Source organism: Pseudomonas sp. BF-R-19, assembly GCF_019956445.1.
Taxonomy (GTDB): Bacteria; Pseudomonadota; Gammaproteobacteria; order Pseudomonadales; family Pseudomonadaceae; genus Aquipseudomonas; species Aquipseudomonas fluorescens_BH.
In genome coordinates this window covers 1-23,465 of sequence record NZ_JAHBDN010000086.1, presented here as the reverse complement: position 1 = coordinate 23,465, position 23,465 = coordinate 1, and the positions used below count along the sequence as shown (strand labels likewise).

The window sequence follows — 23,465 nt, the reverse complement described above, 5'->3', positions numbered from 1 at the left end:
GTGCTTGCATTGCCCAGCCCTCGGCGAACAACCCGTAGAGGCTGTCTGCATTGCTCGCCTGCGCTTTGACCCTGCGTTCGGCCTCTCCCTTGACCTCGCAAGCGAATCAGTTCAGTGGTGAATGCTCCGGTCGCCGACGCATGGGCGTCAACCGCGTCACTTTGCTTCTGCCCATAGTACACCTTGGCATGTGTATGCGGCCCGCAGAAGAGGTACAAACTGCTCACTGGCCCTCGAATCATGTTGCTGAGCCCCCGGTCGGCTTCGAAATGTGCCTTGCTATCCAGCTCAGATCCTTCGGCAAAGTTTTTGACGCATACGCAAGCGTCTCGGTCAGAAATCCATGGTATGGCACTTTCAAGCAAGGGTGGCGCCGCGTTGCAATCATCAGCGGCGACGTTCCGAGAAACTGCGGGCCTCAATAACCCAACTTCACGGAGACACCACATGCCCGTCATTGTTTGCGAATGCAAGGTCGGAATCGAATCTAGCGACAAGGCCAAGATTGCCAGCTAGGTCACGAGCGCGATCAGCGAGATCATCCTCTCGCCGCTCGACCTGATAAGCGTCGTATTCCATGAAGCCACGCCCGAGGGCCTACTGTTCGGAAGAATCTACCTCCGAAACGCTGATCTTTTGCCACATGCGTGATGGGCGCAGCGACGGCGCCGTGCTATCGCTGGCCAAAAGGGTGAACTCGATCTGGAGCGCGTGCACCGGGGCTTCCGAGGACGAAGTCGAGATTCTCATCGCACTGTACCCTGCCAAGTACGTCGTGCGCGGGGTGAACGACTGCATGAAGCCCCTCGCGTGTGAGGGTAGTGCGGCCTGCTCGGACTAAGGGGAGCGCCCTTGTCTATGCAAGGGCGGTCGTTGGCCGTGAGCTCTCGGCCCGGAATGTGGTTACCTGCGCCGCATGCTGAACCTCATACAGAAAATAAAAATAAAAGGAGACAAACCAATGAAGTCAACCCGCCCCGAGCTGGCAACAGCTCATTCAAACATGCACCGGATAGATGTTCACAAACTGGCCGACGAGGCCAAGTTCAACAGCTTTCACTGGTCCGTGCTGCTCTGGTGTTTCGTGATCCTGGTGCTCGACGGCTACGACCTGGCGGTCTCCGGCATCGCGCTTCCGTCGATCATGGAGGCAATGAATGTCGAGGCCGCGACCGCGGGCTTCATGGCCAGTTCGGCGCTGTTCGGCATGATGTTCGGTGCGATCGGGCTCGGCGCGCTGGCCGACAAGATCGGCCGCCGCTGGGCGATCGCGATCTGCGTGTTTTTCTTCAGCGTCTTCACCGCGGCTGCCGGGTTCACCAACGACCCGATTACCTTCAGCGTGATGCGCTTCCTCGCCGGGCTCGGTATCGGCGGCGCGATCCCGAATGCGGCCGCGCAGATGACCGAATACTCGCCGAAGAAGGTGCGCAGCGTGATGGTCGCGCTGATGTGCTGCGGCTACGCGGTCGGTAGCATCCTCGCCGCGCTGCTTGGCAAGCAATTCATCGAGACCTACGGCTGGCAATCGGTGTTCATCGCCGCGGGCGCCCCAGTGGTGCTGATCCCGTTCATCCTGAAGTACATGCCTGAGTCGCTGCCGTTCCTGATCAAGAAGAACGACGACACGCATTTGCGCGAAGTGGTCCGGAAGATCCGGCCGGACATGCGGTTCGAGCCGCACGAGGAGTTCCTCGTTCCGGCCGAGGACAAGGCCGAAGGTCCGACCGTAGGCAGGCTGTTCCTGGACGGCCGCGGCTTCAGTTCGGTGATGTTCTGGGTCGCTTTCATGAGCTGCCTGTTCATGCTCTATGCGCTCAGTTCGTGGCTGGTCAAGCTGATGGGCATGGCCGGCTACAGCCTCGGTTCCGCGCTGAACTTCCTGCTCGCCTACAACGCCGGTGCAGTCGTCGGCGCAGTCGGTGGCGGATGGCTCGCCGACAAGCTGAACATCAAGTGGGTGACGAGTGCATTCTTCGCGGTCGCCGCGGTCTCGCTGACGCTGCTCGGCTACGGCGCGCAGCCGCTGTTCCTAATTGTTGCCGTCGTCGGCGCGTCGACACTGGGCACGCAGATCATGCTGTACGCGTATGCCGGGCAGTTCTACCCGACGTCGATCCGTTCGACGGGACTCGGCTTTGCGTCCGGGGTCGGGCGCATCGGCGGGATCTCGGCGCCGATCGTAATCGGGCAGTTGGTCTCGATGAAGCTGCCGCTGGAGCAGAACTTCCTCGCCATTGCAATGGCCGCGATGATCGGCGGTGTCGCGGCTGCTCTGGTCAAGTACAAGTCGTCGACCTCTTCGCACAGCCACGACGCGAGCGCGGTCGGGCAGCGGCCTTGATGCTCGAGACCTACTCGCTGATCTGCCCGCTGGGAAGCGGTGCGGCAGCGGGCCGGCGCTGATGAATCGGGTTTCATCTGACGACCAACTACGGAGAACTCCATGTCACGCAAACTTGAAGGCAAGATCGCAATTGTTACCGGTGGATCTACCGGAATCGGGCTCGCTACGGCTAAGCGGTTCGCTAGCGAAGGAGCGCATGTCATTGTCACCGGCCGACGACAGTCCGAACTCGACGCCGCGGTGTCCGAGATTGGTAACGCCACCGGCATCCGGGTTGACTCATCGAATATGGCTGAACTGGACACGCTGTTTGATCGGGTGAGATCGGAAACCGGTCGGATCGACGTATTGTTCGTCAACGCCGGCGGCGGCTCGCTGCTGCCACTTGGGAAGATTACCGAGGAGCAGTATGACGACACGTTTGGCAGTAACGTCAAGGGCGTACTGTTTACTGTTCAGAAGGCTTTGCCATTACTTGCGGACGGCGCATCAGTGATCTTGATTGGCTCCACCGCCGCCAGCGGCGGCACCGAGGCATTCAGTGTCTATGCCGCCTCAAAGGCCGCCGTACGCTCATTCGCCCGCAACTGGATTCTCGATCTCAAGGGGCGCGGCATCCGGGTCAACACGCTCAGCCCCGGACCCACCAAGACGCCGGGTTTCTTTGGCTTGGTCGGCCCTGACGCCGCACGGCAGCAGGGAATGCTCGATGCCCTGGCCTCGCGGATCCCAATGGGCCGCGTCGGCGATCCGGACGAAATTGCCCAGGCGGCAGTCTTTCTTGCCTCCGACGATTCAAGCTTTGTCAACGGTATCGAATTGTTCGTCGACGGCGGTAAGGCCCAGATCTGAGTATTGCAGGAGGCGGGCGGGGGCACGGCCCATTTCCAAAGGAGCCGCTTCATGTACCAGCATCGCCCCTTTGCTGCATTGGAAGTGACTGAGGAAAACTGGCTGAAGCCAAACTGCACTTCGCCTTCGCGGGTATGGCGCAAACCGGAGGGGGCATCACACCAGCCGTCGCACTGAGCGTGTGCAGCCGGGTATGTGTTCTGGGGCACAGCTGCGTGTGTTCGACGGCATCCCCTCAGCAATTTGCAGCCGACGGAAGGCTGCTTTCCGAGTGGCTGGCGGTCGAGCGCCAGACGCTCATCTTCCTTCATACCGAGAGGCAACCATGGGCAAGACACAAGACAAAGTCATCATCACCTGCGTTTCGATCCCCACCAATGAGGTGCCATTGAACTTTAATCTTTTTCGATTTTAAGAAAAGGATTATCGAGTGGCATCAATTCAAAAAATAGCGACGGATCCTCAATCAAGTAGCCCTTCAAGATGGTTTTCTTCCTAGGGCCTTGCACTTGGCATGTCCAGATATTCAGACCGTTGTCTCGCTTCCTGTGAACTTTCAGCTTCTCGAACTGTTTTTGCACCCAACGCCATTCGTCAATCTCCTGATCTGAACCCTGCGAAACCCCTGCGCGTAGCGTTGGAGGAGACCAGGCGTGACCAGAAATACGCTGCCACCCACCGTGTGGATTTTGGCCTTGCTGTCATTGATGACCAGCTTGTGGCTCAGAATGTCTTCTTTGACCCAATTCAGAAACGCCTGGCCAGGGTTATCCGAAGGAGGGAGTGAGGTTTCGAGAGCGATTTCTGACGGTGCATCACTGGCCTCAGGCTCCCCCGACTCGAACATGTCCAGCAGCGTGCCGAGGTAGTCGGCATCCTCCATCGCCAATGGGGCGGACTGCGATGGGCTTTGAGTTGGTTGTTTACTGACTGCCTTGGGGGCTGGTGGTGATATCGGTGCATCAGTTGATTGGTCATCGACTGCAATGCTCACCGTTCCATTGAAAGCCTCAGGGCGGTCTTCGCTTCCCCACATCAACGCCGGCTGAAGGCGCAGAAAGGTAAAGCTCTGCTCCCAGTTTCCCTGTGTCACGAGCGCGGTCCAGATGGCTTTGCCTTCCGGGGTAGACTCGACTAACCCATGCGATTGCAGTTCGTCGAACACGGCATTGTTGGATGAGGGAATGCCCTCGATCGACCGCGACAGCAGATAGGCTCGCAGCTTGTCCGTGACCGTCTTGCTGACCAGCCACAGTGCATCCTGAGTCAGCCATCCCGCCGCACCGGGCTGGTTGAGTTTCAGCTCGTGCTGAACCAGATGTCGCAGTCCGCTAATCAAGTGGTGTTGCAGCGAATGAATCGGCGCTTGCAGCGCCTTGCTTGGATTCCCGCCGATGTTCTGCGCGGTGGAGACGCGGTCGGCTTGAATCACCAACTCACCCAGCACGCCGGTACGTTCGTACTGACCCGCCAGGACATACAGCAGGCTGGCCCACAGCGACGGAAATCCACTGAGCCAGTCCAAGATAGGGCCGTCGAGAATCAGGGTGTAAAGCAAGCCGGCGGCAGCGCCGTGCAGGTGATAGTCGCGACCTTTGAGGTAGCGAAAACGGTAGGGCTGATCCAGGGGGCCGTGCCAGGGATGCCAAAGACGGCCATCCTGACGTTCGACCTGCAGGTCAACGGCAATCTTGCCGATGTCATGCAGCAGGGCGCCATAGGCGATGGCAGCGGACCAGGCGTCGGTCTGAGCGGCTTGGTCTTCGGGCGCGGCACCGGCGGGCAGTAGATAGGACTGACGCAGTTTCAAACTGCAAGCGACCAGCTCCAGGCCATGGTCGAGCATGCCGCCGAGATACGCATGGTGGTGCGTCTCGCTGGCCGGGAGTTGCTGGACCTGTTCGGCGTAGCGATGGATCGGATTTATGTAGAGCTGGGTGAATTGCGCGTGGGAGAGGGCGGTGTACTGCCAGATGCGATCGAGTAACTGGCGGCGGTGCTCCGCTGCTAACAAGCTGTGGGCCGACTCGATGGGCAGGTAGCCTTCGGCGACGCTCACGGAAAGTGGCGGAGGGGGCTTCTGCCTTTTGTGGCGAAACAGACTGAGCATCGTGACCTCCGGGTAGTGACTGGGTCAGTGGCCTTCTAGCTTTTTCGGGTAGCGCTCTTACCCTTGAGTCCCCATTCCCTTCCAGCCCTTACCCGTCCTTTTGGCTTGTGTCCCTTTGTGCCGCAATCGGAATATGGATACTGCTCGACATCGTTTTGTTGGAGGGGCTGGTACAGAAAAGAGTCGGTACACTGCGGTGCATATTTTTTGGGGCATGCCATGAACCTCACTGACGCCACGCTCGTGCTGCTGCTCGCGGCACGTATCCATGGGACCGATGAAGCCGTGAGGGCCTCGGCGAAGAGCGTGGTCAAGAAGTTGCCGCGTAGCAAGCGCGATCTGATCTACAAGGTGATCGACAGCCGAAGCCCGCTCGACCTGGTGGATTTTCTGGCACAGAACCTGGATGCGGTCTGACACACCGTGGGTGTGCTCCCATCTCTTATTCCTTGCGTCAGAGTCCCGCGACATGGTTGTTTTCAAAGCACAGAAAAAAGGCCGAGAAAATGGCGGACAAGGTCGGTCAAGCCGGCTGGGGGTGACTCCCAAGCTGCGAAGCTTTCTGGACTTTGCCAGTGCTGCGTTTGGCCGAAACCCATGATCGATGAATCAACGGGTGATTTTACCTTCGAGCCCTTGAGCCTGATATCGCTTACTCCATTTCGAGCAAGTGCTCCAGGAACAATCCCGCCGCGACCGACAACGCCGCTCGCGACCTCACGCACACGCTGAGTTCGCGGGAGGCCCACGGTTCATCCAGGCTGATCGCCTTCGCACCGTCCATTTTGTAAATCGCCGCGCTCCCCTCGGGCATGATGCCAATGCCCAGCCCGGCCTGAACCATCAGGCACAGCGCGTCGTAGCTGGAGACTTCCATGCGGATCTTCAGCGAACGCCCCAGGTCGTTGGCCGCCTTGATCAATTGAAAGTTGAGATGAGTGCCGCTGCGCAAGGCAATGTATTCGTGATCCAGGGTTTCGCTGAATTTGACGGAGCGGCGTGTCGACAGCGGATGCCCAAGGGGAACCAGTAACACCAGGCGATCGGTACGGAACGGGAATACCTCGATATCGGCACCGTGCGGAAGACGGGTGAAGATGCCGATGTCGGTGCGGTTTTCGGACACCGCCTTGGTGATGGCCAGGCTTTGCCTCTCTTCGAGGCTGATGTTGATCAGTGGGTACAGTTCCATGAACGACTTGATCAGGCCCGGGAGGAATTGGGTGGTGGCGGAAATATTGGCCAGGACATGCACCGATCCACGGCGGCCGTGGGAGTAGTCACGCATCTGCACGACGATTTCATTGAGGTTGTTCAGGGCGCTGCGGGCCATGAACAACAGCGACAGACCGGCGTCGGTTGGTGAGATGCCCTTGTTCGTGCGGTTGAGCAGTTTCGAGTCGAGCAGCTCTTCCAGCTCGCTGAGCCGCTTGCTGACCGCCGCCGCGGCGATGTGTTCGCGCTTGGCGGCGGCCGCAATGGTGCCCTCTTCGACGACGCTGACGAAGAGTCGCAAAGAGACCGGGTCGAGTTTCATGTGAGGTACCGGTTTGCTGATCTGAATGGCCAGCATAGTACCTCCTCAGTCACCGGCTCAGAACGCCCCGGACAACAGGTGGCCGGCGTTCGGGACCTTGGCCTCGAGGCCGAGGGTTTTCAGCATCTGGTAAACCGTGGCGACCGAGGCCGACAGCACCGGTTTGTCGAGGCGATCCTGGACCACCTGAATCGCTGGCAGCGAAGGCATCTGCACACAGCACGACAGCACCACGCCGTCAGCCTGGCCGATATTCAGTTTGTCGGCGTGGGCCACCAGGTTCATCGGGTCGAGACGAGCGACCTCAAGGTTGTCGGACACTTCCAGGCTGATGGAATCGACCACTTCAATGCCGGCCGCCTCGATGTAGTCGATGACCTGCTGGGTCAGCGGTTTCATGTACGGCGTAATGATCGCGATTTTCTTGTAGTCGAGCATGTGCAGGCTGTCGATCAGCGCACCGGCGGAGCTGAGTACGGGAGCGTTCGACCGGTTAGAGGCCACGGTTTTGCTCAGGCGCTCTTGCGAGACGCTGTGATAACCCGGGCCCTGGCACATGATCGCCACCAGGCACGCGTAGGCCATGACATCCACCCGTGCGTCGCTCAGCTCCAGCGCGCAACGGTCACTGTCGATGTCCATCTTTTTCAGCTCTTCAGGGCTGACGTGCATCATGCGCATGCGCGAGGAGTGAAAGGTGAAATGTTCTTCTGGAAACAGCCCGTAGCGCGAAGTCAGCATGGCCGGGATTTCGGTTTCCATCGTGGTGTTGGAGCTGGGGACGATTTGGCCGATGCGAAAGTTTTTCATGGGTTTTTCCTTTGAGCAGTGCAGATCAATTGCCGCTGGTGAGTTGAACGCCTTTGGTTTCCTGCAGCGTGAACACCATGACGGCGGCGATGACGTAGGAAACGGAGGCAAGAGAAATGGTCGCGGTGAAGCCGATGAGCGGGATCAGCACCGGTACTAATTTGATGCCGGCAATAGCGCCGACCCGGCCGAAGTTGAAGCAGAAACCTGAGGCGGTCGAACGGATGCTGGTGGGGAACAACTCCGAGTACCAGGCGCCGAAACCGCTGAAATAACCGGTGAAGAAGCCCAGCAGCGCGGCCAGCGAACCGAGGGTGATGACGTTCTGGGTGGTGAACAGCAGCTTGCCGTCGGTCAATGGCATCAAGGTCGCCGAGTAGGCAAACACCGGCACCATGATTGCCATGCCGCCAAAGAAGATCGCGAACGACAAGCGCCGACCGATGCTTTCCGCCAGGTAGCCGTAGGCCAGATAACCGATGGTGGCGCCGATGCCGATCCAGATGACAAACACCGGAGCCTGATCGATACGCACGTTCAGAATGTTCTGCAGGTAAGCCGGCATGAAGGTGGTGATGATCCAGTAGCCGTACATGCCCAGTACCGAAATGCTCAGGCCCAGCAGCGTCAGTTTCAGGTACTGCGGACGGAAGATTTCCATCAACTGGCCTTTGCTGGCGTTAGTGCGCATGAACTCGCGGTTGGCCAGCCATACCGGCGACTCCTTGACGAACAGCCAGATGAACACCAGGGTGAAATAGGCCGGAATCGAGGCATAGATGAACAACGTCCGCCACGACTCGGGGTTGCTGCTGTCGAGGAAACTCCAGGCGAAAATCGCCGCCAGCAAACCACCGCCCGACCAACCGGTCTGCATCACCGCAAAGGCCTTGGCACGACCGGCCGGCGGCCAGATCTCCGACACCAGCGCCGCCGCGGCGGACCACAAGCCACCCACGGCAATACCGACACAGAAACGGAACACATTGAGTTGCCAGAGGCTGTCGGCAAACGCACAGAGCAAAGTGCCGGTGCCGTAGACGAACACCGACAGCATCATGGTTTTCTTGCGGCCGATCTTGTCGGAAAGATTGCCGAGGAAGAAACCGCCAATCCCGGTCGCCAGCAGAAACCACGCCACCGTGGAGACCACATCACCCAGGCCGACAGCGAAGGTCTTGGCGACCGCCAAAAGTACAAAACCAAAGACAGTGGCATCCAGGGCATCAAACAGCCAGGCGGCCCAGGAGCCCCCCAGCGTCACGTAACGCTGGTTGGCGGTCAGTTGGCCGACTCCGTCGACGACAGGAGCTTGCGCCGTGGAGCTGGCGGCTAGGGTTTTCATGGTTCAACCTCGCGGGTATGAGTTTTTATTGTTGGAGCCCGTGTGCCGAAAGGTGATCGGCACCCGGGTGGTCATGTGCGACCGATGTTAGGAGAGGCAAAAGCAGTTCGTATATCAGCCATTCGCGAGCCTGCCATCGCGGGTGACGATGGCTGTGAGGGAGGAGAAGATCGCAGAGAGCAGGGGGAGGGCTGGTTGATTACTGTGGTCGGTGCATTTGGAATAGATCGCGGTCGCTTCGGCCGGTTTTTTTCTTTTTTGGTACCGCACAATCGAAGAGTTGTTGGCAGCCTGGCTTCGGAGACACGATCGATTGATTCGCGCAGATGCTCGGCGTAGCGAAATCCGTCGCACCCGCTCTCCAGAGACCCGCGATGCTGCTGGTGCGCCTCTCAGATCTCGCCTCTGCAATGATCGAGTATCGCGGTTGTTGTCACCTATATATTGCACGATTCAACGAGTGGAAGGGAGTTCACAGGACCCAAGGGGCGGTTCGAATTACCGCTGATGCAGCCACTTCGTCGTTAAGCGCCGCCACATCGATAACATACCTAGCCGCATATAACGGGCAAGCAATTGCGCGGAGAGATTGCGACAAGTTCCTAAATTGCCACACGCGGGCCATGCGCCACGTCGCGGCCATCCAACTGGCCGGCCGGAGAACCCTCATGGGCCATTTGGGCATGGCAACGACCCGATTCCCTCTGACGCTTTTTCATGGCACTTCCATGCAAACGGTGGCGCCGCACTGCAATCGCCAGCGGCAAAGTTCCGAGAGACTGAGGGCTCAAAAACTTCCCCCGGAGACAAAAAATGCCCGTCATTATTTGCGAGTGCAAAGTCGGAATCGAAGCTAGCGTCAAGGCCGAGCTCGCGAGCGAGTTCACGAAGGCGATTAGGGAGATCATCCTTTCGCCACTCGACTTAATAAGCGTCGTATTCCACGAAAGCACGTCCGAAAACACCTACCGTTCGGGAGAGCCCACTTCCGAAACACTGCTCTTCTGCCACATACGTGATGGCCGCAGCGACGGAGCCATCCTGACTTTGGCCAAAAAAGTGAGTTCGATTTGGAGTACCTCCACCGGACAGCCGGAAGATGAGGTCGAGGTTCTCGTCACACAGTATCCCGCCAAATTTGTCGTGCGCGGTGGTGAGCGCCTGCCCGAGGCCCCCCGCGTATGAGTGGTGAATATCAAATTTAGAAAGTTGCTCCTCGTCGGCTGATCTCCAGGACCTAAGAGGTTCAGGCGACCACAGCCGACAACAGGGAGTCTGATTGTGAGTGAGCAAATTCCTGCAGATCGCAAGGAACAAGCATGCGCTTTCGGGACTTGTTAAATACCGGTCGTGCTTGAGTTTTCGTTGTAACGCCGAGGGGGATGTAGTCATCAATGCTCTCGGCGAGTGTGTGTGCCACAACTACCCCTAACTAGGACGGTCGGCGGCCGTGAAGTTTCGGCTCCGACCGTAGTGACAGGCATAGGATGCTGGAACTCGAATAAAAATAATATGCGGGGACACATTAATGAAATCGACTCACTCTGAGTTGGCGACAACAGAGCTCTCGGTTCTGGGCCAACTCCTCGTCGTTCTAGGTGCCGGCTTCGGCGTCATGCTGGGCTGCGGTCCCATCCTCTTCTATTCGTTCGGCGTGATGGTGAGACCTATTACCGAAGCCACAGGATGGGACCGCGCTCACATCGCATCTGCAGGGGGCATGGCGGCGATAGTCTTTGGCGTGATGTCGCCGATGATTGGCGCGCTGCTGGACAAGATCAAACCTCGACGCATGGCCTTGCTCGGGATTCCTACGTTTGGTATCGGATTGATGCTCCTGGGAGTGCTCCCCCAAAGCTCGAGTACCTTTGTAGCCACAATGGTGGTCGCCGCAGCGCTCAGCAGGCTTCAGTTGCCGCATGCCTATAACTACGTAATTGTCGGCACATTCGAAAAACAGCGTGGGCTGGCATTGGGCATTGTCCGGTCGTTTGCGGGCATCGGTATTGCCCTGGCCACGCTATATGCCGCGTACCTGATCCGAACATTCGACTGGCGCGTCGCTTACATGCTCATGGGCTTGACGGTGATCCTAATCGGGTTGCCCAACGCTTTTTGGCTGGTTCGGGACCCGCCGGCGCGTGATCCGGTCGCTCGCACCAAAACTGGTGGACACACGCTGCAACAGGCTATGAAGGATCGTCGCTTCTGGATCCTCATGACCGCGTTTGCACTGATTGCGGCGGCCGTAGGCGCTGCCACCGTGCATTTGCCCGTCGTGCTTGGTGGTCGTGGCGTAAGTGGCGAAACGGCGGCGACCGTGGTCAGCCTTGTGGGCATTGCTACCATCGTCTCTCGTGTGCTCTTCGGGTTTATTCTCGATCGAGCGAACCCAGTGATAGTCACCTCGCTGGTTTTCCTCGCACCGACGGCTGGGTTGCTGCTGCTTTCGTTGAACGGTGAGCCAGCGTTGGCCTTTGTTGCTGCTGTGCTCATTGGGGTTGCGCTAGGTGTGGAGGTGGACGCGGTGTCTTTCCTCGGCGCTCGCGCATTCGGCCTTGAGCACTTCGGTAAAATCTTTGGGATGCTGTTTCTGGCAATCTGCCTCGGCCTGGGACTGGGCCCAGTCATCCTGGCATTCGTTGCTCGAGAGTGGGGCTATTCGCCAGCACTCCAGTTGGTCTCATCCATGTCGTTCGCCGCCTCACTGTTAGTGCTGACACTGCATTCGAGCTTTCAAGCATCGAAACATAGTTCGCCAGGTGTGCCTAGGCTGCTGCCAATTTCAAAGACACCTGGTTAGGGTTTCAAATTAAACCGGCTGAAGCTGACAACGCGAAGCGGCCTGTTGGCCAGAATGAATGGCACATCGCGTTGCCGTTGGTGATGGTGGCGCTGTCCGGCCAGTTCGTTCTGGGCAAGGCGGTGCTACGCGCCAGCGGATACGCCACGCCGGCCGACCCGATCGTCGCCAGCAGTGCGTTGGGCACGGCGCTGCTGGCACTGTTCGGTTGCCACGGGCTGAATCTGGCGGCAATCACTGCGGCCATTTGCGCCGGTCGCGAGGCCCACGAAAACCCTGGAAGACGCTATGTGGTCAGGGTTGTCGGCGGACTCTGTTACCTGCTGCTGGGAATCTTCGGCGCCACCCTGGTTTCGCTGTTTTCGGCGTTCCCCAAAGAGCTGATCGCGGCGCTGGCCGGTGCTATGGCTGTGCCGAGTGATCGCGAAGCGGCGCTGGTGACCTTCCTCACCACTGCGTCGGGCATGTTGCTGTGGAGTTTGCCCGCAGCTTTCTGGGGGCTGATTTTCGGCATGGTCACTCACCTTTTATTAAACGCCCGTCGCGACAGCGCTGCGGCTGAAGCACTTCAACCTGTCGATCAATAAAAATAAGAGAAATAACGATGAAACAGATTCTTCAAACAACCGGTTCTGTGTTGTCCATGGCGGTCGTCTCGAGTTTCTCCGCAGGAGCGATGGCAGCTGAAGGCGGCTTTATCGAAGACACCACTGCCACCTTGCAAGCACGCAATTACTACTTCAGCCGCGACTATTCCGACATCGTCGGCGCCAACCAGCAATCGAAGGCTGAAGAGTGGGCTCAGGGTTTCATCCTCAACGTGAAGTCTGGATACACCCTGGGACCCGTCGGTTTTGGGGTGGATGTCATCGGTTTGCTCGGCCTCAAGCTCGACAGCGCTCCGGACCGGACCAATACCGGTTTGCTGCCGGTGCAGGACGACGGCCGCGCGGCGGACAACTACAGCCGTCTGGAAGGCGCGTTGAAGATGCGCTACTCCAAAACCGAGCTGAAGGTCGGAGAGCTGCAACCCAATCTGCCGGTGTTGGCCTTCAGCGATATTCGCCTGCTGCCGCCGAGTTTTCAGGGCGCAAGCATCACCTCCAACGAGATCAATGGCCTGACGCTGCAGGGTGGTCACTTGAGTTCAACCAGCCTGCGCAACGAGGCGGGCGACGAAAAGATGCAAGCGATGCTGGGCCATGTACCGCAGCGCCAGGTCAGCAGTGACGGTTTCAATTTTGCCGGCGCCGATTATGTCTTCAACGACAAGCGCAGTTCGGTCAGCGCCTGGTACGGGCAACTGGAAGATATTTACAACCAGCGTTTTCTGGGTTTAAAGCACAGTGAGCCGGTGGGCGACTGGATCCTCGGCGCCAATCTCGGTTACTACGATTCGCGCGAGGACGGCAAGAAACTGCTGGGCAACATCGACAACCAGGCGTTCTTCTCCTTGCTGTCGGCCAAGCGTGGCGGCCACACGTTCTATGTTGGCTATCAGGGCATGTTCGGCGACAGTGCCTTCCCTCGGGTGTTTGCCAACATCAGCCCACTGGGTAACGAGGTGCCGACCTACGAGTTCGCCTTCACCGATGAGCGCTCCTGGCAGGCGCGTTACGACTACGATTTCGCCGCTCTCGGCGTGCCGGGGCTGACCAGCACCGTGCGCTACATCACCGGCAACAATGTCGATACCGGCAAGGGTTTTGAAGGCAAGGATCGCGAGCGTGACCTGGACATCGGCTATGTGCTCCAGAGCGGTAGCCTCAAGGGCCTTGGCATCCGTGTGCGCAATTCCATAGCGCGTTCCAACTACCGTAGCGATATCGACGAAAACCGCCTGATACTCAGTTACACCTGGACGCTGCTATGACAATTGAAAAAGAACAGTCACCGTACAAAATCGGCTTGCAGGTCAAGCTGGAGCAATTGACCGAGTCGGTGCTGCAAACCGAAGAGGATGTGCGCTTTGCCAATCAACTGGCGCGCTCGGCCGGCGAACGGGTCAAGGCAAGTGTGCAGAGCATGCAGTCTTCGGCCACTGTGCTGGAGGATCTGAACCTCTACATGCAGCGTCTGGATCAGGTGTTCGATGATCTCGGCAGTCAGTCGATGCGCATCGGTGCGATTGTCGGCAGCATCCAGGACATTGCTCGTCAGACCAACTTGTTGGCGCTCAATGCGGCAATCGAGGCGGCGAGGGCGGGCAACCATGGCCGAGGGTTTGCGGTGGTGGCCGATGAGGTGCGCAATCTCTCGCGTCAGGCAGCGGACTCCAGTGCGCAGATCCGGCAAATCGCTACGGGGCTGGAACAGTCCGCTGAACAGGCACGCCAAGGTCTTCAGCAGTTGTCCGGTTCAACCCGTCTGGGGTTGGAAAAGGCCGGAGTGGCGTTGGACTCGATGGATGAAATGCAAAGCGGTGCGGTGGCTAGGGTGGAGGTGGTCGAACGGGTACTGACGCGCTTGGCCGGCTTGCATGATTTGGCGTTGCAGGTGAAACGGATGATCGTGTGAGGCGTGTGGTGCCTGGTGTGACTGTTGCTGGTGCAGTTGCCCATGACTTGGTACGTCACTTTATGCGTCTGGCCTTGATGATCGATGTAGGCCATGGTTGCCGGCACAACGTCGTAGGCGGTGTCGGTGACTGAAACTACTTTGGCGATGTCCAGCGATTGCGCCGGGTTGTAGGGTGTGGCCGCGGGTTCATTAGTGGCGGCCACGTCACCCATAGCCAATTAGTTGGCTCCTGGAAAATGGGTGTCAACCTTGGCCTCTTTCTTGGGGATGAGGACGGGTCAGCAAAAACGGGCCAGATGGACAATAGGCCGCGTCTCTTCTGCTGTCAGCAAAAACCGGTCCAAACACTTTTTACGTAGGCTGGCAGGGCATAATTCGCCATGATTACGACTTTGCTGCGCTTGGCATTCCCGGTCTGACAATGATGAACCGCTATCTATCAGGCGACAACGTTCATACCAGCGTGTCCAGCGACGGAAGGGAGTGGGGACGAGAGTACGAACTGGCCTGCGTGATACAGAACGGCCCACTGAAAAACAGGTCATTGAGATGGCGCAACTCGTCGCTGAGAAGAGACTTCAGCAAATACGATATAGACGAGAACCGCTTGATTTTGAATGACCCCATCAGGTTGCTTTAGGCGTGACTATCCCGTGACGCCTATCTGGTTACAGTTTTACGAAAATCAGACGGCGTCACGCCGGTTGCCTTCTTGAATGCAGTGCAGAAGTGCTGAGCATGGCTGAAGCCGCAATCCAGTGCGACTTCAGTCGTGGTACGACTGGGGTCCAAGAGGAACAGCTTAGCCTGATTGAGACGCAGACTGTAAATAAAGCGCAACGGTGTCTGCCCGGTACTTTCCCTAAAAGCCCGCATGAAATGACGGGGACTGATACCGGCGACTTGCGCCAAGCCCTCAATCGTGAACGGATTTGATAAGTCGGTTTGGATGTAGTCGATAACGTGCCGCAAGCTCGCAGGAGCGAGTCCGCCGCGCGGCTGAATACGAACTGTCTGACTACCGTCAGCCCTCGCCAGTTGGACGAGTGTTTGCATTGCCCAACCTTCGGCGAACAATTCGTAAAGGTTGTCTGCATTGCACGCCTCGCGGCAGAGGGCCGAAAGGCTATGTTGCAGGTCTTCGTTCCCAAAGGCGATTAGCGGTCGATTAAAGTGGTAACCAGCATCAGACGCAACGGTGGGATCGAGAAAGACCACCATGTAGTCGAAATACGGAGCAACATCGAACTCGCCTTCGATTGATGTGGAGACTGGAAAAAGCGCAAGATTAGTTCTCTGTTGAATTCCGGAATGTATGCGCTGCCCGTCGAGCTCCAGACTCAATTCTTTGAGGCCGTTCCGAAACCAGAAGAGCGCCAGCCGCGGTTGACGAAAACGCCAGGTGATGGGTCCATTCGCCCGGCGCGCAAGGACTTCGACATGCGTCGTGCGAGAGTCAACAATTACGCCGGAAACAAGTTCCCCCCCGACCTCGCGATATTGAGCTTGTGAGTCTAGGCGATCATGCATTGCTTGCCTCCGCTTCAGACCTCCCGTGGTCATTTGATACGTACGTTGCTGGAGAAAGGTGTCGCTGATGGATGGGCGTCACCGCCTTCGCTTTGCTTCCGGACATTGTACACCTTGGTGTGCAGGCTGGACCAAGTAGCCGTTCTCCTTCGTGGCGAGGTCTCTTCGATCGGCATATGCCAATCGGCCGGATCTCTTAGGGACGGTTCGTTGGCGACTTGGCGTGGTGAGATGCCGTGGGGATTTAACGTAGGGATTAACAAGGTTTCACGCCTTAAAGCGCACTATCACATGCGGAAACCCGGACGAAATGGGGGGCTCATAGGTCATGATGCATCGAACAGATATGGGCATGAACAGGTACTCTTATTCTGTGATTGGATCGGTTGTCGGGTAGCTCCTCCACGTGGACCTACATGACTCCATAGTACGAACCCCTACTACTGAATACGAGGTCATGAGCGGCCTCATAAAGGTCATAATCGGACACTGCACAACCCGACCTATCAGTTTATTTCATCGCGTATTTGACGGGGAGTTTTGCCAGTCCAGCGTTTAAATGCGCGACGAAAATTGGCGTTGTCACTGAATCCAATTTTCGCCGCAATGTCTTCAGTACTCATTTTTGTTGCTTGTAGGTATTCGATTGCCAAGCTGCTCCTGACATCGTCGAGGATCGAGCCGTAGTCTGTATTTTCAGCTTCCAGTTTTCTGCGCAGCGTCCTGGTGGTCAAACGCATGCACTGCGAGACCTGTTCCATTGTTGGGAACTGGTTCGGAGTCAGCATCATTAGCTGATATACCTCTCCCGCTACCCCAGACGAAGTCTTGGCCTTACCTATCAATCGATCACATGTTTCCTGGAGCATGATTCTCGACAGTCGATTGGCCAAGTGTGGTGCATGGGACAGGATTTTCTGGGGGTAATGGAGTTCGGTAACTGGACAGTCAAATATGCACTCACAGCCGAGAAATCGCTCATACCTAGCCTTATCTGAGGGTAAAGGAAACGCGAAAAGCGCCTTGATGGGCTTACAATCCGGACCTGCAGCGTCTTTTAGATGAGTGACATGCTGCGCCATCTGTTGTCGTATCAAAAATTCGCGAGTCTGCGCGCTCATCAAATGGCTATAGATATCGGAGAACTCCCAGATAGCAGCCTCAGCTTCCTCGCGCCAACTGATATGAAGCGTAGGCGTAGCAAGGACGTGGTATTTCACTGCAAACTCGAAAAAGTCGCGAAGCGTCAAACTGCACATCAATGCATATCCGTACATTCCATATGCCGAGAGGTGCATGCGGGAGCCAACTTGGAAAGCTGTTGAGGAGTCGGCGGATGCTCTTATCACATTGTCACAAGCGTCGATGTACTGACGAATGGAAGTCAACGTATTCGGGTCACTGATCTGGGAGGCGTCGAGTTGGGTTCGCTGGAGTACCACGTCAGAGGTAATTCCTTGCTCCGCAACGGTTTCGACCAGCGTTGCAATCTTGTAGGGAGCGAAGATTTTCTGATTTAGAAAACCTTGAATCGGTGCAGGCATGGCAGGCGATCTCCTGAAATGTCCGAATGGGACTAGAAGCTGTCTCAATGGAACCTTACCAGCTAAATCGCACACTCGTAGTATGGCCCTAACAAAAAAAGCCCAATGGGCTTAATAAGATTGGAGTCAGCATGCAAAAGATCCTTCACGCTTGCATCATCGGTGCTGGCCTCATGGGCCATGGTATCGCCCAGGTGTTCGCTCAAGCTGGCCATAAGGTCACCATATTTGACCCTGACGCGGCGACCCTCGACGTCGCGCCGCAACGAGTTGCCCACAACCTCGAACAGATGGGACTCATTTCAGGCCCAGTGCTCGCCAATATCTTCCTCGCTACAGATTTGCAGATGGCTGTGGCTGACGCCGACATCGTCGTTGAGGCAGTGCCCGAGCGCCTGGAACTCAAGCAGCAATTGTTTGCTGATGTCGCCAGGTTCGCTCCCCGTGACACTGTTTTGGCCAGTAACACCTCGGTTATTCCTATTACAGCCATTGGTGAACTGCTTGATGCGGATGCGCGGGGACGCTTGGTCGGGACGCATTGGTGGAATCCGCCTCATCTTGTTCCCTTGGTTGAGGTGGTGCGTACCGAATACACCTCTGAAAAGGTATTTGATTCGACGTTCGAGTTGCTGCTGAGTCTGGGCAAATCCCCCGTCAAAGTTCATCGAGACGTCGCCGGGTTTATCGGCAACCGTCTTCAGCATGCGATGTGGCGCGAGGCTATTTCGTTGGTATCAAAAGGGGTCTGCGATGCGGAGACCATCGATACCGTTGTAAAGCAAAGCTTCGGTATGCGACTGCCCTTTTTAGGACCGATGGAGAACGCGGATCTGGTGGGCCTTCAGCTTACCAAACTCGTCCATCAGGTCATTTTTCCTGACCTGTGTAACGACCTTGAACCAAACCCTTTGCTTAATGCGTTATTGGAGCAGGGGCATGAGGGCATGCGCACAGGCCAAGGACTGCGCGCATGGACACAAGAACAGGCCGATGAGGTTCGTACGCAACTGGCGTTGCGACTGATTACTTCAGTCCAAAACCCAGCTATCTGATTGCCCTAGTCGAGAAGATGACTATGAATAACAAAAATCGCAAAATCATCATTACATGTGCTGTCACAGGCGCAATGCACACGCCGACAATGTCGGAGTATCTGCCAATCACTCCGGAGCAAATTGCACAGCAAGCGATTGAGGCTGTTGAGGCAGGTGCATCGATTGTTCACCTGCATGCTCGTGATCCTATCGATGGGCGACCATCTCCGGATCCCGCACTGTTTGATCAGTTTGTGCCGGAGATTGCCCGCCAGACAGGCGCGGTTATCAACATCACCACTGGCGGCAGCACGCGGATGACGTTGAAAGAACGACTTGCATATCCCCTACGTGCCAGACCAGAAATGTGCTCACTGAACATGGGCTCGATGAACTTTTCCATCCACCCAATCGCTCGGAAAATCGATCATTGGCAGCATGAGTGGGAAAAGCCCTATGTTGAGGGGATGGAAGATTTGATCTTCCGGAACACGTTCAAAGACATCAAACACATCATGCAAGAACTGGGTGAGTCTGGTACGCGCTTCGAGTTGGAGTGCTATGACGTCGGGCACTTATACAATCTTGCGTACTTTGTGGACGAAGGGCTGATCAAACCGCCGTTCTTCATTCAGTCCATATACGGAGTTCTCGGAGGACTTGGCCCTGATCCTGAGAACTTGGCAATGATGCGCGGTGTCGCCGACCGTCTTTTCGGTCGTAATAGCTATGAGTTCTCCATCCTCGGGGCAGGTCGTCACCAGATGCCGCTTTTGACTGTGGGTGCAGTTATGGGGGCGCACGTTCGTGTCGGCCTAGAGGACAGCATCTATCTTGAAAAAGGAGTGATGGCCAAAACCAACGCGGATCAAGTCAGAAAAATCCGCCGAATCCTCGAGGAGTTGTCATATGAAATTGCGACTCCCGACGAAGCTCGTCAGATTCTGGGCTTGAAAGGCGCAAATAACGTGGGTTTCTAAGCATTTTGGAGAGGGCTTATTGAACGCTTTCGTGCTTTTGGCCGGCGGGGAGGGCGTTGTAATCGGTGCCCACGACTAAGGTGTGTCTGTATCCGCAGATGCCACCTAGGATGGAGTCAGCTCACGCCTATCGGCCATGCACCTGGGCAGTCAATCCAGGTGTTGATTGAATGGGCAGAGATGAGGTGCGATCACGTCTGAGCACTATCGAATCCCTAGTCTTCGAGTGGAACGCGGCGGTCGAGACGCGATTGCCGAGCGCTCACAGTGATCAAGTAAAGTGTCGTGGTCGACGCCAAACGTGATCCACGTGCGGACGCACGGCTGCCCCATCTCATGATAGGCACTAGGTGTGTGATATTTTGGCAACTGGGTCAATTAGGCACTAGCAGCAACACAAATACATTCAAATTGATCGTTTGTGGTATCAGGTTGATCGAGTTGGCGATCATTAGGCGATGAGCACGGCGTACTATGTCCAGCCTAATCTCTTGAAAGGCATCCCCATGAAGATCATGAGCAATAGCTTCAAAGACGGCGAAATGATTCCTGGCGATTTTGCATTTGCAGTGCAAAACGTTGAAACCCATATCCAGCTTTCCTCGAACCGCAACCCTCACCTTGCTTGGGAGGAGGTACCCGAGGGGACGCTGTCATTTGTAGTTGTGGTACATGACCCCGATGTTCCAAGCAAAGGTGACGATGTCAACCAAGACAATCGAGTGGTGCCGGCAACACTTCCTCGCGTTGCATTTTTCCATTGGCTACTCCTCGACATTCCAGCTTCCACTACTGAAATTACCTCGGGCTCACATTCACAAGCAGTGATACCTCGCGGAAAATCTGGCCCATTCACACCAGATGGACTGCGTCATGGTATTAATGATTTCACTTCGTGGTTTGCGGGCGATGCGCAGATGGAGGGCCATTACTTCGGCTACGACGGCCCATGCCCTCCGTGGAACGATGAACTCGTGCATCGGTATGTCTTTACCTTGTACGCTCTGAGCGTTCCTTCCCTTGAAGTCATTGGCGAATTGAGTGGTGCCAATATTCTAGCGGCTCTCGATAAGAATGTAGTGATAGGCACTGCCACTTTGACCGGTCTCTACACTTTGAATCCAAGCCTCAAAATGAAGTGAGTGAACGCTTTGGGAAACGTCATGTTGCAGCGAAAGCTGAAAATTAAAGCTGCCTTTGCTGAGAGCGAGCCCTTGTCCTCGCCCCGGCTTGTTAATCGGCCACAGGTCTGTAGCTTGGCGCAACCCATCTTGAAAAAAACTCAGCACACCCACGACTTTTTCTTTCAGGAAGCCACTATTTTACTCATTTTGTTTGGTCAGCTTGATCTACATTGGCGCGGGGAGCAGGACTCCTACTATCCGGGCAGTGCTCTTCTGCTGGTAGACGCAGGTACTACCGTAAATATGGTGAAGACACCTTCCCTGGAATCGAAACAGTTTAGATCATGCTTCCTGACCTTAGCGCCCACCCTCGTAGAGGAGTTCAGGCGGAACACAGCAATTGTTTTACCGGCACCCGCTGTCAATAAGCCGTACCGTACTGTAATTACAACCGAAGACCTGCAAGAGACTCTGCGTCGAGTGTATCAAGATATCGCAGCACCCGCCGTTAGTGATGAGCGATTGCGATATAGGCTTCTAGACCTCCTTTGTGGGATTGCTGAGCAGGGAGGTATGTTTTCCATGTTCAGTAATTCGACAGCCACTGCAAAAGTACGGGCGTTAATTGCCTCTGCCCCTGAGCGCTCCTGGACGGCGCCAATGATCGGCGAGCTGCTAGCTATGAGCGAGGCTACACTTAGGCGTAGACTCGCTACGGAGAAAACAGGGTTCGAAGCGCTCCTGACAGATGTACGCATGCATCACGCGTTGATGCTTTTACAGACGACTCTACTACCAATCACTCATGTCGCTGAGCTTTCAGGTTATAGGTCGCGATCTCGCTTCTCACAGCGGTTTCTTAAACGCTTCGGCTATTCGCCAATCGAAGTTAGATGATTGTTGCCTTAAACTAATGTCGACTGCAACCGAGACGCCGTAATGCGGAACCGAGTTCAGTCCCTGGATATTATAAATCCAGCACAGAAGTAATTCGCATGACACCCTCACTAATGGTTAAATGTGAGTGGGCCACTGCCTATTGGCTTGCCTTCTTCAGGGATATGCTCAAACGGCATATCCATATACTAACCTGCTGGGTGGCTTTTCTTCGGTAACCCACCTGAACGATAGTAACGAACATCAAGAGCCCGTCGGTATTCGATAGCTTGATAATTGATTTTACTGAAATGCGTTTTAGAGTATTTGTACTTGGACTGTGCAGCTTGAACCTGCCTCTTATACCGTGAAATAAATTACCCGGAGAATCTCATGCCTGGAAAACTTGAAGGAAAAATCGCTATCGTCACCGGCGGCACGAGCGGCATTGGCTTAGCCACCGCCAAGCTCTTCGCCATCGAAGGGGCCACTGTTTACATTACGGGTCGTCGCCAACCGGAATTGGATGTCGCTGCGGCAGAAATTAGCGGAGCCACTGGTGTGCGGGTCGACTCGTCGAAGCTGGAAGAACTTGATGCGTTCTACCAGCGTGTGAAAGCCGAGCAAGGTCGAATCGACGTTCTGTTTGCCAACGCAGGTGGCGGCTCGAAATCGCCACTGGGCGAAATCACCGAAGCGGATTATTACGATATTTTCGACCGCAACGTGAAAGGAACTCTGTTTACCGTGCAGCAGGCATTACCGCTATTGGCAAAAGGTGCTTCGGTGATCCTTGCTGGTTCTACCGCCGGTAGTTCCGGCAAACCTGCATTCAGCGTATACGCAGCCTCTAAGGCCGCTGTACGTGCCTTTGCCCGCAACTGGATACTCGACTTAAAGGATCGCAACGTACGCATCAACACCATAAGCCCAGGTGCCACCCGCACCCCGGGCTTGATCGACCTTATCGGGCCTGATGCAGAAACACAGCAAGCTGCGCTTGACTACCTAGCTTCGCATATTCCTCTGGGTCGAGTCGGCGACCCAGAAGAAATCGCTAAAGCCGCGCTATTCCTCGCCTCAAGTGACGCAAGCTTTGTGAATGGTACTGAGCTGTTCGTCGACGGCGGTCAAGCCCAGATCTAAGGTAGAAGAGAGCAGCTTGGCTGGCTGCTTTCACACCTCTCTCCGAACAATCGCAAATGCCGTCCTCTCTTCCATCTACGGAAATCGATCTGTAATCCTGAGCCATAGCCTTACGCTACAACGAACTTAATTTTTTTTGCTACAGTCGGCACCGGCCGTCTTGTCGCTCACGACTCGGTAAGGAGACGCGCTGTGTCAGATGATATTCATTTCTACGAACCCTCTAAGGGCCATGGCCTGCCTCACGACCCATTCAACGCAATCGTCGGTCCTCGCCCTATCGGCTGGATTTCGTCGCAGGACGCCAAGGGCAAACTCAACCTGGCACCCTACAGCTTCTTCAACGCCTTCAACTACGTACCCCCAATCATTGGTTTCTGTAGCATCGGCCGCAAGGACAGCCTGGAAAACATAGAGCAGACCGGCGAATTCGTCTGGAATCTGGTCACACGCCCGCTCGCTGAGCAGATGAACCTCAGTTGTGCGCCGGTTGCTGCTGATGTGAGCGAGTTCGAGCTGGCAAATCTCACGGCAGAGCCATCACGTATCGTGTCGGTGCCACGAGTCAAAGAAACGCCCGTGGCGTTTGAATGCAAAGTGACGCAGATCATCCAATTGCAACGCGCCGACAAAGAAGTCGTCCAGAGCTGGTTGATTCTGGGAGAAGTGGTCGCGGTTCACATCTCCAAGCACCTACTTAGGGATGGCGTCTACGACACCCTGGCGGGAGAGCCAATTCTGCGAGGCGGTGGCCCGGCCGATTATTTCCAACTTGGCCCTGAATCGATATTCAAGCTCTACAGACCCAAGGACTAATTAATCAGGGAGCATCGCTACAGCCCCCCCACCCCCAGTGGTAATTATTTCTGATATAACCTCCCCGGACCGGCCCTCGAATTGGCAC

At 56.2% G+C, this 23,465-nt stretch carries 17 protein-coding genes and 5 pseudogenes; 15 read left to right on the top strand and 7 right to left on the bottom strand.

The annotated features are described in order from the left end of the window. The first annotated feature begins 1,003 nt into the window (after positions 1-1,003). Complete coding sequence (locus KGB28_RS24990) at positions 1,004-2,344, top strand: MFS transporter (protein WP_411740601.1); 1,341 nt, start codon at positions 1,004-1,006, stop codon at positions 2,342-2,344. A 102-nt stretch (positions 2,345-2,446) separates the two neighbouring features. Then, positions 2,447-3,199 (top strand): SDR family NAD(P)-dependent oxidoreductase, encoded by a 753-nt coding sequence (locus KGB28_RS24985; RefSeq protein WP_223448293.1) that lies wholly within the window; start codon positions 2,447-2,449, stop codon positions 3,197-3,199. Between the two features lie 395 nt (positions 3,200-3,594). On the opposite strand, the pseudogene mobH reads toward KGB28_RS24985, so the two are convergent. After that, positions 3,595-5,309 (bottom strand): annotated as a pseudogene (gene mobH, locus KGB28_RS24980) (MobH family relaxase). Positions 5,310-5,528: 219 nt separating this feature from the next. Here mobH and KGB28_RS24975 point away from each other — a divergent pair. After that, a complete protein-coding gene (locus tag KGB28_RS24975; protein ID WP_223448292.1) occupies positions 5,529-5,726 on the top strand; it encodes a hypothetical protein in 198 nt (65 codons plus the stop codon). A 235-nt stretch (positions 5,727-5,961) separates the two neighbouring features. Here the strand turns inward: KGB28_RS24975 and KGB28_RS24970 are convergent, their stop codons facing one another. Genes KGB28_RS24970 through KGB28_RS24960 form a run of 3 tightly spaced genes read right to left on the bottom strand, consistent with a single transcriptional unit; the run spans position 5,962 to position 9,001 of the window. Then, a complete protein-coding gene (locus KGB28_RS24970) occupies positions 5,962-6,882 on the bottom strand; it encodes a LysR family transcriptional regulator (RefSeq protein ID WP_223448291.1) in 921 nt (306 codons plus the stop codon). A 21-nt stretch (positions 6,883-6,903) separates the two neighbouring features. Continuing rightward, entirely contained in the window at positions 6,904-7,656 is a 753-nt protein-coding gene (locus tag KGB28_RS24965; protein ID WP_317853319.1) for an Asp/Glu racemase, read from the bottom strand. A 25-nt stretch (positions 7,657-7,681) separates the two neighbouring features. After that, positions 7,682-9,001, bottom strand: coding sequence for an MFS transporter (locus KGB28_RS24960; protein ID WP_223448290.1), 1,320 nt, complete (start codon positions 8,999-9,001; stop codon positions 7,682-7,684). An 813-nt stretch (positions 9,002-9,814) separates the two neighbouring features. On the opposite strand from KGB28_RS24960, the gene KGB28_RS24955 reads away from it, so the two are divergent. The 5 genes and pseudogenes from KGB28_RS24955 to KGB28_RS31895 form a co-directional block, all read left to right on the top strand. Continuing rightward, positions 9,815-10,186 carry a tautomerase family protein gene (locus tag KGB28_RS24955; RefSeq protein WP_223448289.1) on the top strand — a complete coding sequence of 124 codons (372 nt, stop codon included), beginning with the start codon at positions 9,815-9,817 and terminating at the stop codon, positions 10,184-10,186. Positions 10,187-10,529: 343 nt separating this feature from the next. Then, positions 10,530-11,804, top strand: a complete 1,275-nt coding sequence (locus KGB28_RS24950; RefSeq protein WP_223448288.1) for an MFS transporter — start codon at positions 10,530-10,532, stop codon at positions 11,802-11,804. Between the two features lie 62 nt (positions 11,805-11,866). Beyond that, a pseudogene (locus KGB28_RS24945) lies at positions 11,867-12,391 on the top strand (benzoate/H(+) symporter BenE family transporter); the annotation flags it as partial. A gap of 17 nt (positions 12,392-12,408) precedes the next feature. Continuing rightward, positions 12,409-13,677 carry an OprD family porin gene (locus tag KGB28_RS24940; protein ID WP_223448287.1) on the top strand — a complete coding sequence of 423 codons (1,269 nt, stop codon included), beginning with the start codon at positions 12,409-12,411 and terminating at the stop codon, positions 13,675-13,677. A gap of 266 nt (positions 13,678-13,943) precedes the next feature. After that, positions 13,944-14,321: pseudogene (locus tag KGB28_RS31895) on the top strand (methyl-accepting chemotaxis protein); the annotation flags it as partial. Positions 14,322-14,344: 23 nt separating this feature from the next. Here KGB28_RS31895 and KGB28_RS24930 read toward each other — a convergent pair. After that, positions 14,345-14,536, bottom strand: a pseudogene (locus KGB28_RS24930) (DUF2790 domain-containing protein); the annotation flags it as partial. Here KGB28_RS24930 and KGB28_RS24925 point away from each other — a divergent pair. Next, positions 14,525-14,964, top strand: a pseudogene (locus KGB28_RS24925) (OprD family outer membrane porin); the annotation flags it as partial. The pseudogenes KGB28_RS24930 and KGB28_RS24925 sit on opposite strands and share 12 nt — an antisense overlap. 20 nt (positions 14,965-14,984) lie before the next feature. On the opposite strand, the gene KGB28_RS24920 reads toward KGB28_RS24925, so the two are convergent. Further along, positions 14,985-15,854, bottom strand: coding sequence for a helix-turn-helix domain-containing protein (locus KGB28_RS24920; protein ID WP_223448285.1), 870 nt, complete (start codon positions 15,852-15,854; stop codon positions 14,985-14,987). Between the two features lie 506 nt (positions 15,855-16,360). Then, on the bottom strand, positions 16,361-17,398 hold the full coding sequence (locus tag KGB28_RS24915; RefSeq protein WP_223448284.1) for an AraC family transcriptional regulator: 1,038 nt from the start codon (positions 17,396-17,398) through the stop codon (positions 16,361-16,363). A 131-nt stretch (positions 17,399-17,529) separates the two neighbouring features. Here KGB28_RS24915 and KGB28_RS24910 point away from each other — a divergent pair, with 131 nt between their 5' ends. The 6 genes from KGB28_RS24910 to KGB28_RS24885 all read left to right on the top strand — a co-directional run bounded on the left by KGB28_RS24910 (position 17,530) and on the right by KGB28_RS24885 (position 23,377). Next, on the top strand, positions 17,530-18,453 hold the full coding sequence (locus KGB28_RS24910; protein WP_223448283.1) for a 3-hydroxyacyl-CoA dehydrogenase family protein: 924 nt from the start codon (positions 17,530-17,532) through the stop codon (positions 18,451-18,453). A 23-nt stretch (positions 18,454-18,476) separates the two neighbouring features. Next, positions 18,477-19,415 (top strand): 3-keto-5-aminohexanoate cleavage protein, encoded by a 939-nt coding sequence (locus KGB28_RS24905; protein ID WP_223448282.1) that lies wholly within the window; start codon positions 18,477-18,479, stop codon positions 19,413-19,415. 506 nt (positions 19,416-19,921) lie between these two features. Further along, positions 19,922-20,557 carry a YbhB/YbcL family Raf kinase inhibitor-like protein gene (locus KGB28_RS24900; RefSeq protein WP_223448281.1) on the top strand — a complete coding sequence of 212 codons (636 nt, stop codon included), beginning with the start codon at positions 19,922-19,924 and terminating at the stop codon, positions 20,555-20,557. 114 nt (positions 20,558-20,671) lie between these two features. Further along, positions 20,672-21,436 carry a helix-turn-helix transcriptional regulator gene (locus tag KGB28_RS24895; RefSeq protein WP_223448280.1) on the top strand — a complete coding sequence of 255 codons (765 nt, stop codon included), beginning with the start codon at positions 20,672-20,674 and terminating at the stop codon, positions 21,434-21,436. Between the two features lie 372 nt (positions 21,437-21,808). Next, the gene (locus KGB28_RS24890; RefSeq protein ID WP_223448279.1) at positions 21,809-22,561 is read left to right on the top strand and encodes an SDR family NAD(P)-dependent oxidoreductase; all 753 of its coding nucleotides are present in this window, start codon (positions 21,809-21,811) and stop codon (positions 22,559-22,561) included. Positions 22,562-22,753: 192 nt separating this feature from the next. Beyond that, positions 22,754-23,377 carry a flavin reductase family protein gene (locus KGB28_RS24885; RefSeq protein WP_223448278.1) on the top strand — a complete coding sequence of 208 codons (624 nt, stop codon included), beginning with the start codon at positions 22,754-22,756 and terminating at the stop codon, positions 23,375-23,377. Positions 23,378-23,465 lie beyond the last annotated feature (88 nt).

What these genes read in the sequence shown, in the direction of transcription:
- KGB28_RS24990 (WP_411740601.1), top strand. Translation starts at nt 1,004, where the DNA reads ATGCACCGGATAGATGTTCACAAACTGGCCGACGAGGCCAAGTTCAAC.
- KGB28_RS24985 (WP_223448293.1), top strand. Translation starts at nt 2,447, where the DNA reads ATGTCACGCAAACTTGAAGGCAAGATCGCAATTGTTACCGGTGGATCT.
- KGB28_RS24975 (WP_223448292.1), top strand. Translation starts at nt 5,529, where the DNA reads ATGAACCTCACTGACGCCACGCTCGTGCTGCTGCTCGCGGCACGTATC.
- KGB28_RS24970 (WP_223448291.1), bottom strand. Translation starts at nt 6,882, where the DNA reads ATGCTGGCCATTCAGATCAGCAAACCGGTACCTCACATGAAACTCGAC.
- KGB28_RS24965 (WP_317853319.1), bottom strand. Translation starts at nt 7,656, where the DNA reads ATGAAAAACTTTCGCATCGGCCAAATCGTCCCCAGCTCCAACACCACG.
- KGB28_RS24960 (WP_223448290.1), bottom strand. Translation starts at nt 9,001, where the DNA reads ATGAAAACCCTAGCCGCCAGCTCCACGGCGCAAGCTCCTGTCGTCGAC.
- KGB28_RS24955 (WP_223448289.1), top strand. Translation starts at nt 9,815, where the DNA reads ATGCCCGTCATTATTTGCGAGTGCAAAGTCGGAATCGAAGCTAGCGTC.
- KGB28_RS24950 (WP_223448288.1), top strand. Translation starts at nt 10,530, where the DNA reads ATGAAATCGACTCACTCTGAGTTGGCGACAACAGAGCTCTCGGTTCTG.
- KGB28_RS24940 (WP_223448287.1), top strand. Translation starts at nt 12,409, where the DNA reads ATGAAACAGATTCTTCAAACAACCGGTTCTGTGTTGTCCATGGCGGTC.
- KGB28_RS24920 (WP_223448285.1), bottom strand. Translation starts at nt 15,854, where the DNA reads ATGCATGATCGCCTAGACTCACAAGCTCAATATCGCGAGGTCGGGGGG.
- KGB28_RS24915 (WP_223448284.1), bottom strand. Translation starts at nt 17,398, where the DNA reads ATGCCTGCACCGATTCAAGGTTTTCTAAATCAGAAAATCTTCGCTCCC.
- KGB28_RS24910 (WP_223448283.1), top strand. Translation starts at nt 17,530, where the DNA reads ATGCAAAAGATCCTTCACGCTTGCATCATCGGTGCTGGCCTCATGGGC.
- KGB28_RS24905 (WP_223448282.1), top strand. Translation starts at nt 18,477, where the DNA reads ATGAATAACAAAAATCGCAAAATCATCATTACATGTGCTGTCACAGGC.
- KGB28_RS24900 (WP_223448281.1), top strand. Translation starts at nt 19,922, where the DNA reads ATGAAGATCATGAGCAATAGCTTCAAAGACGGCGAAATGATTCCTGGC.
- KGB28_RS24890 (WP_223448279.1), top strand. Translation starts at nt 21,809, where the DNA reads ATGCCTGGAAAACTTGAAGGAAAAATCGCTATCGTCACCGGCGGCACG.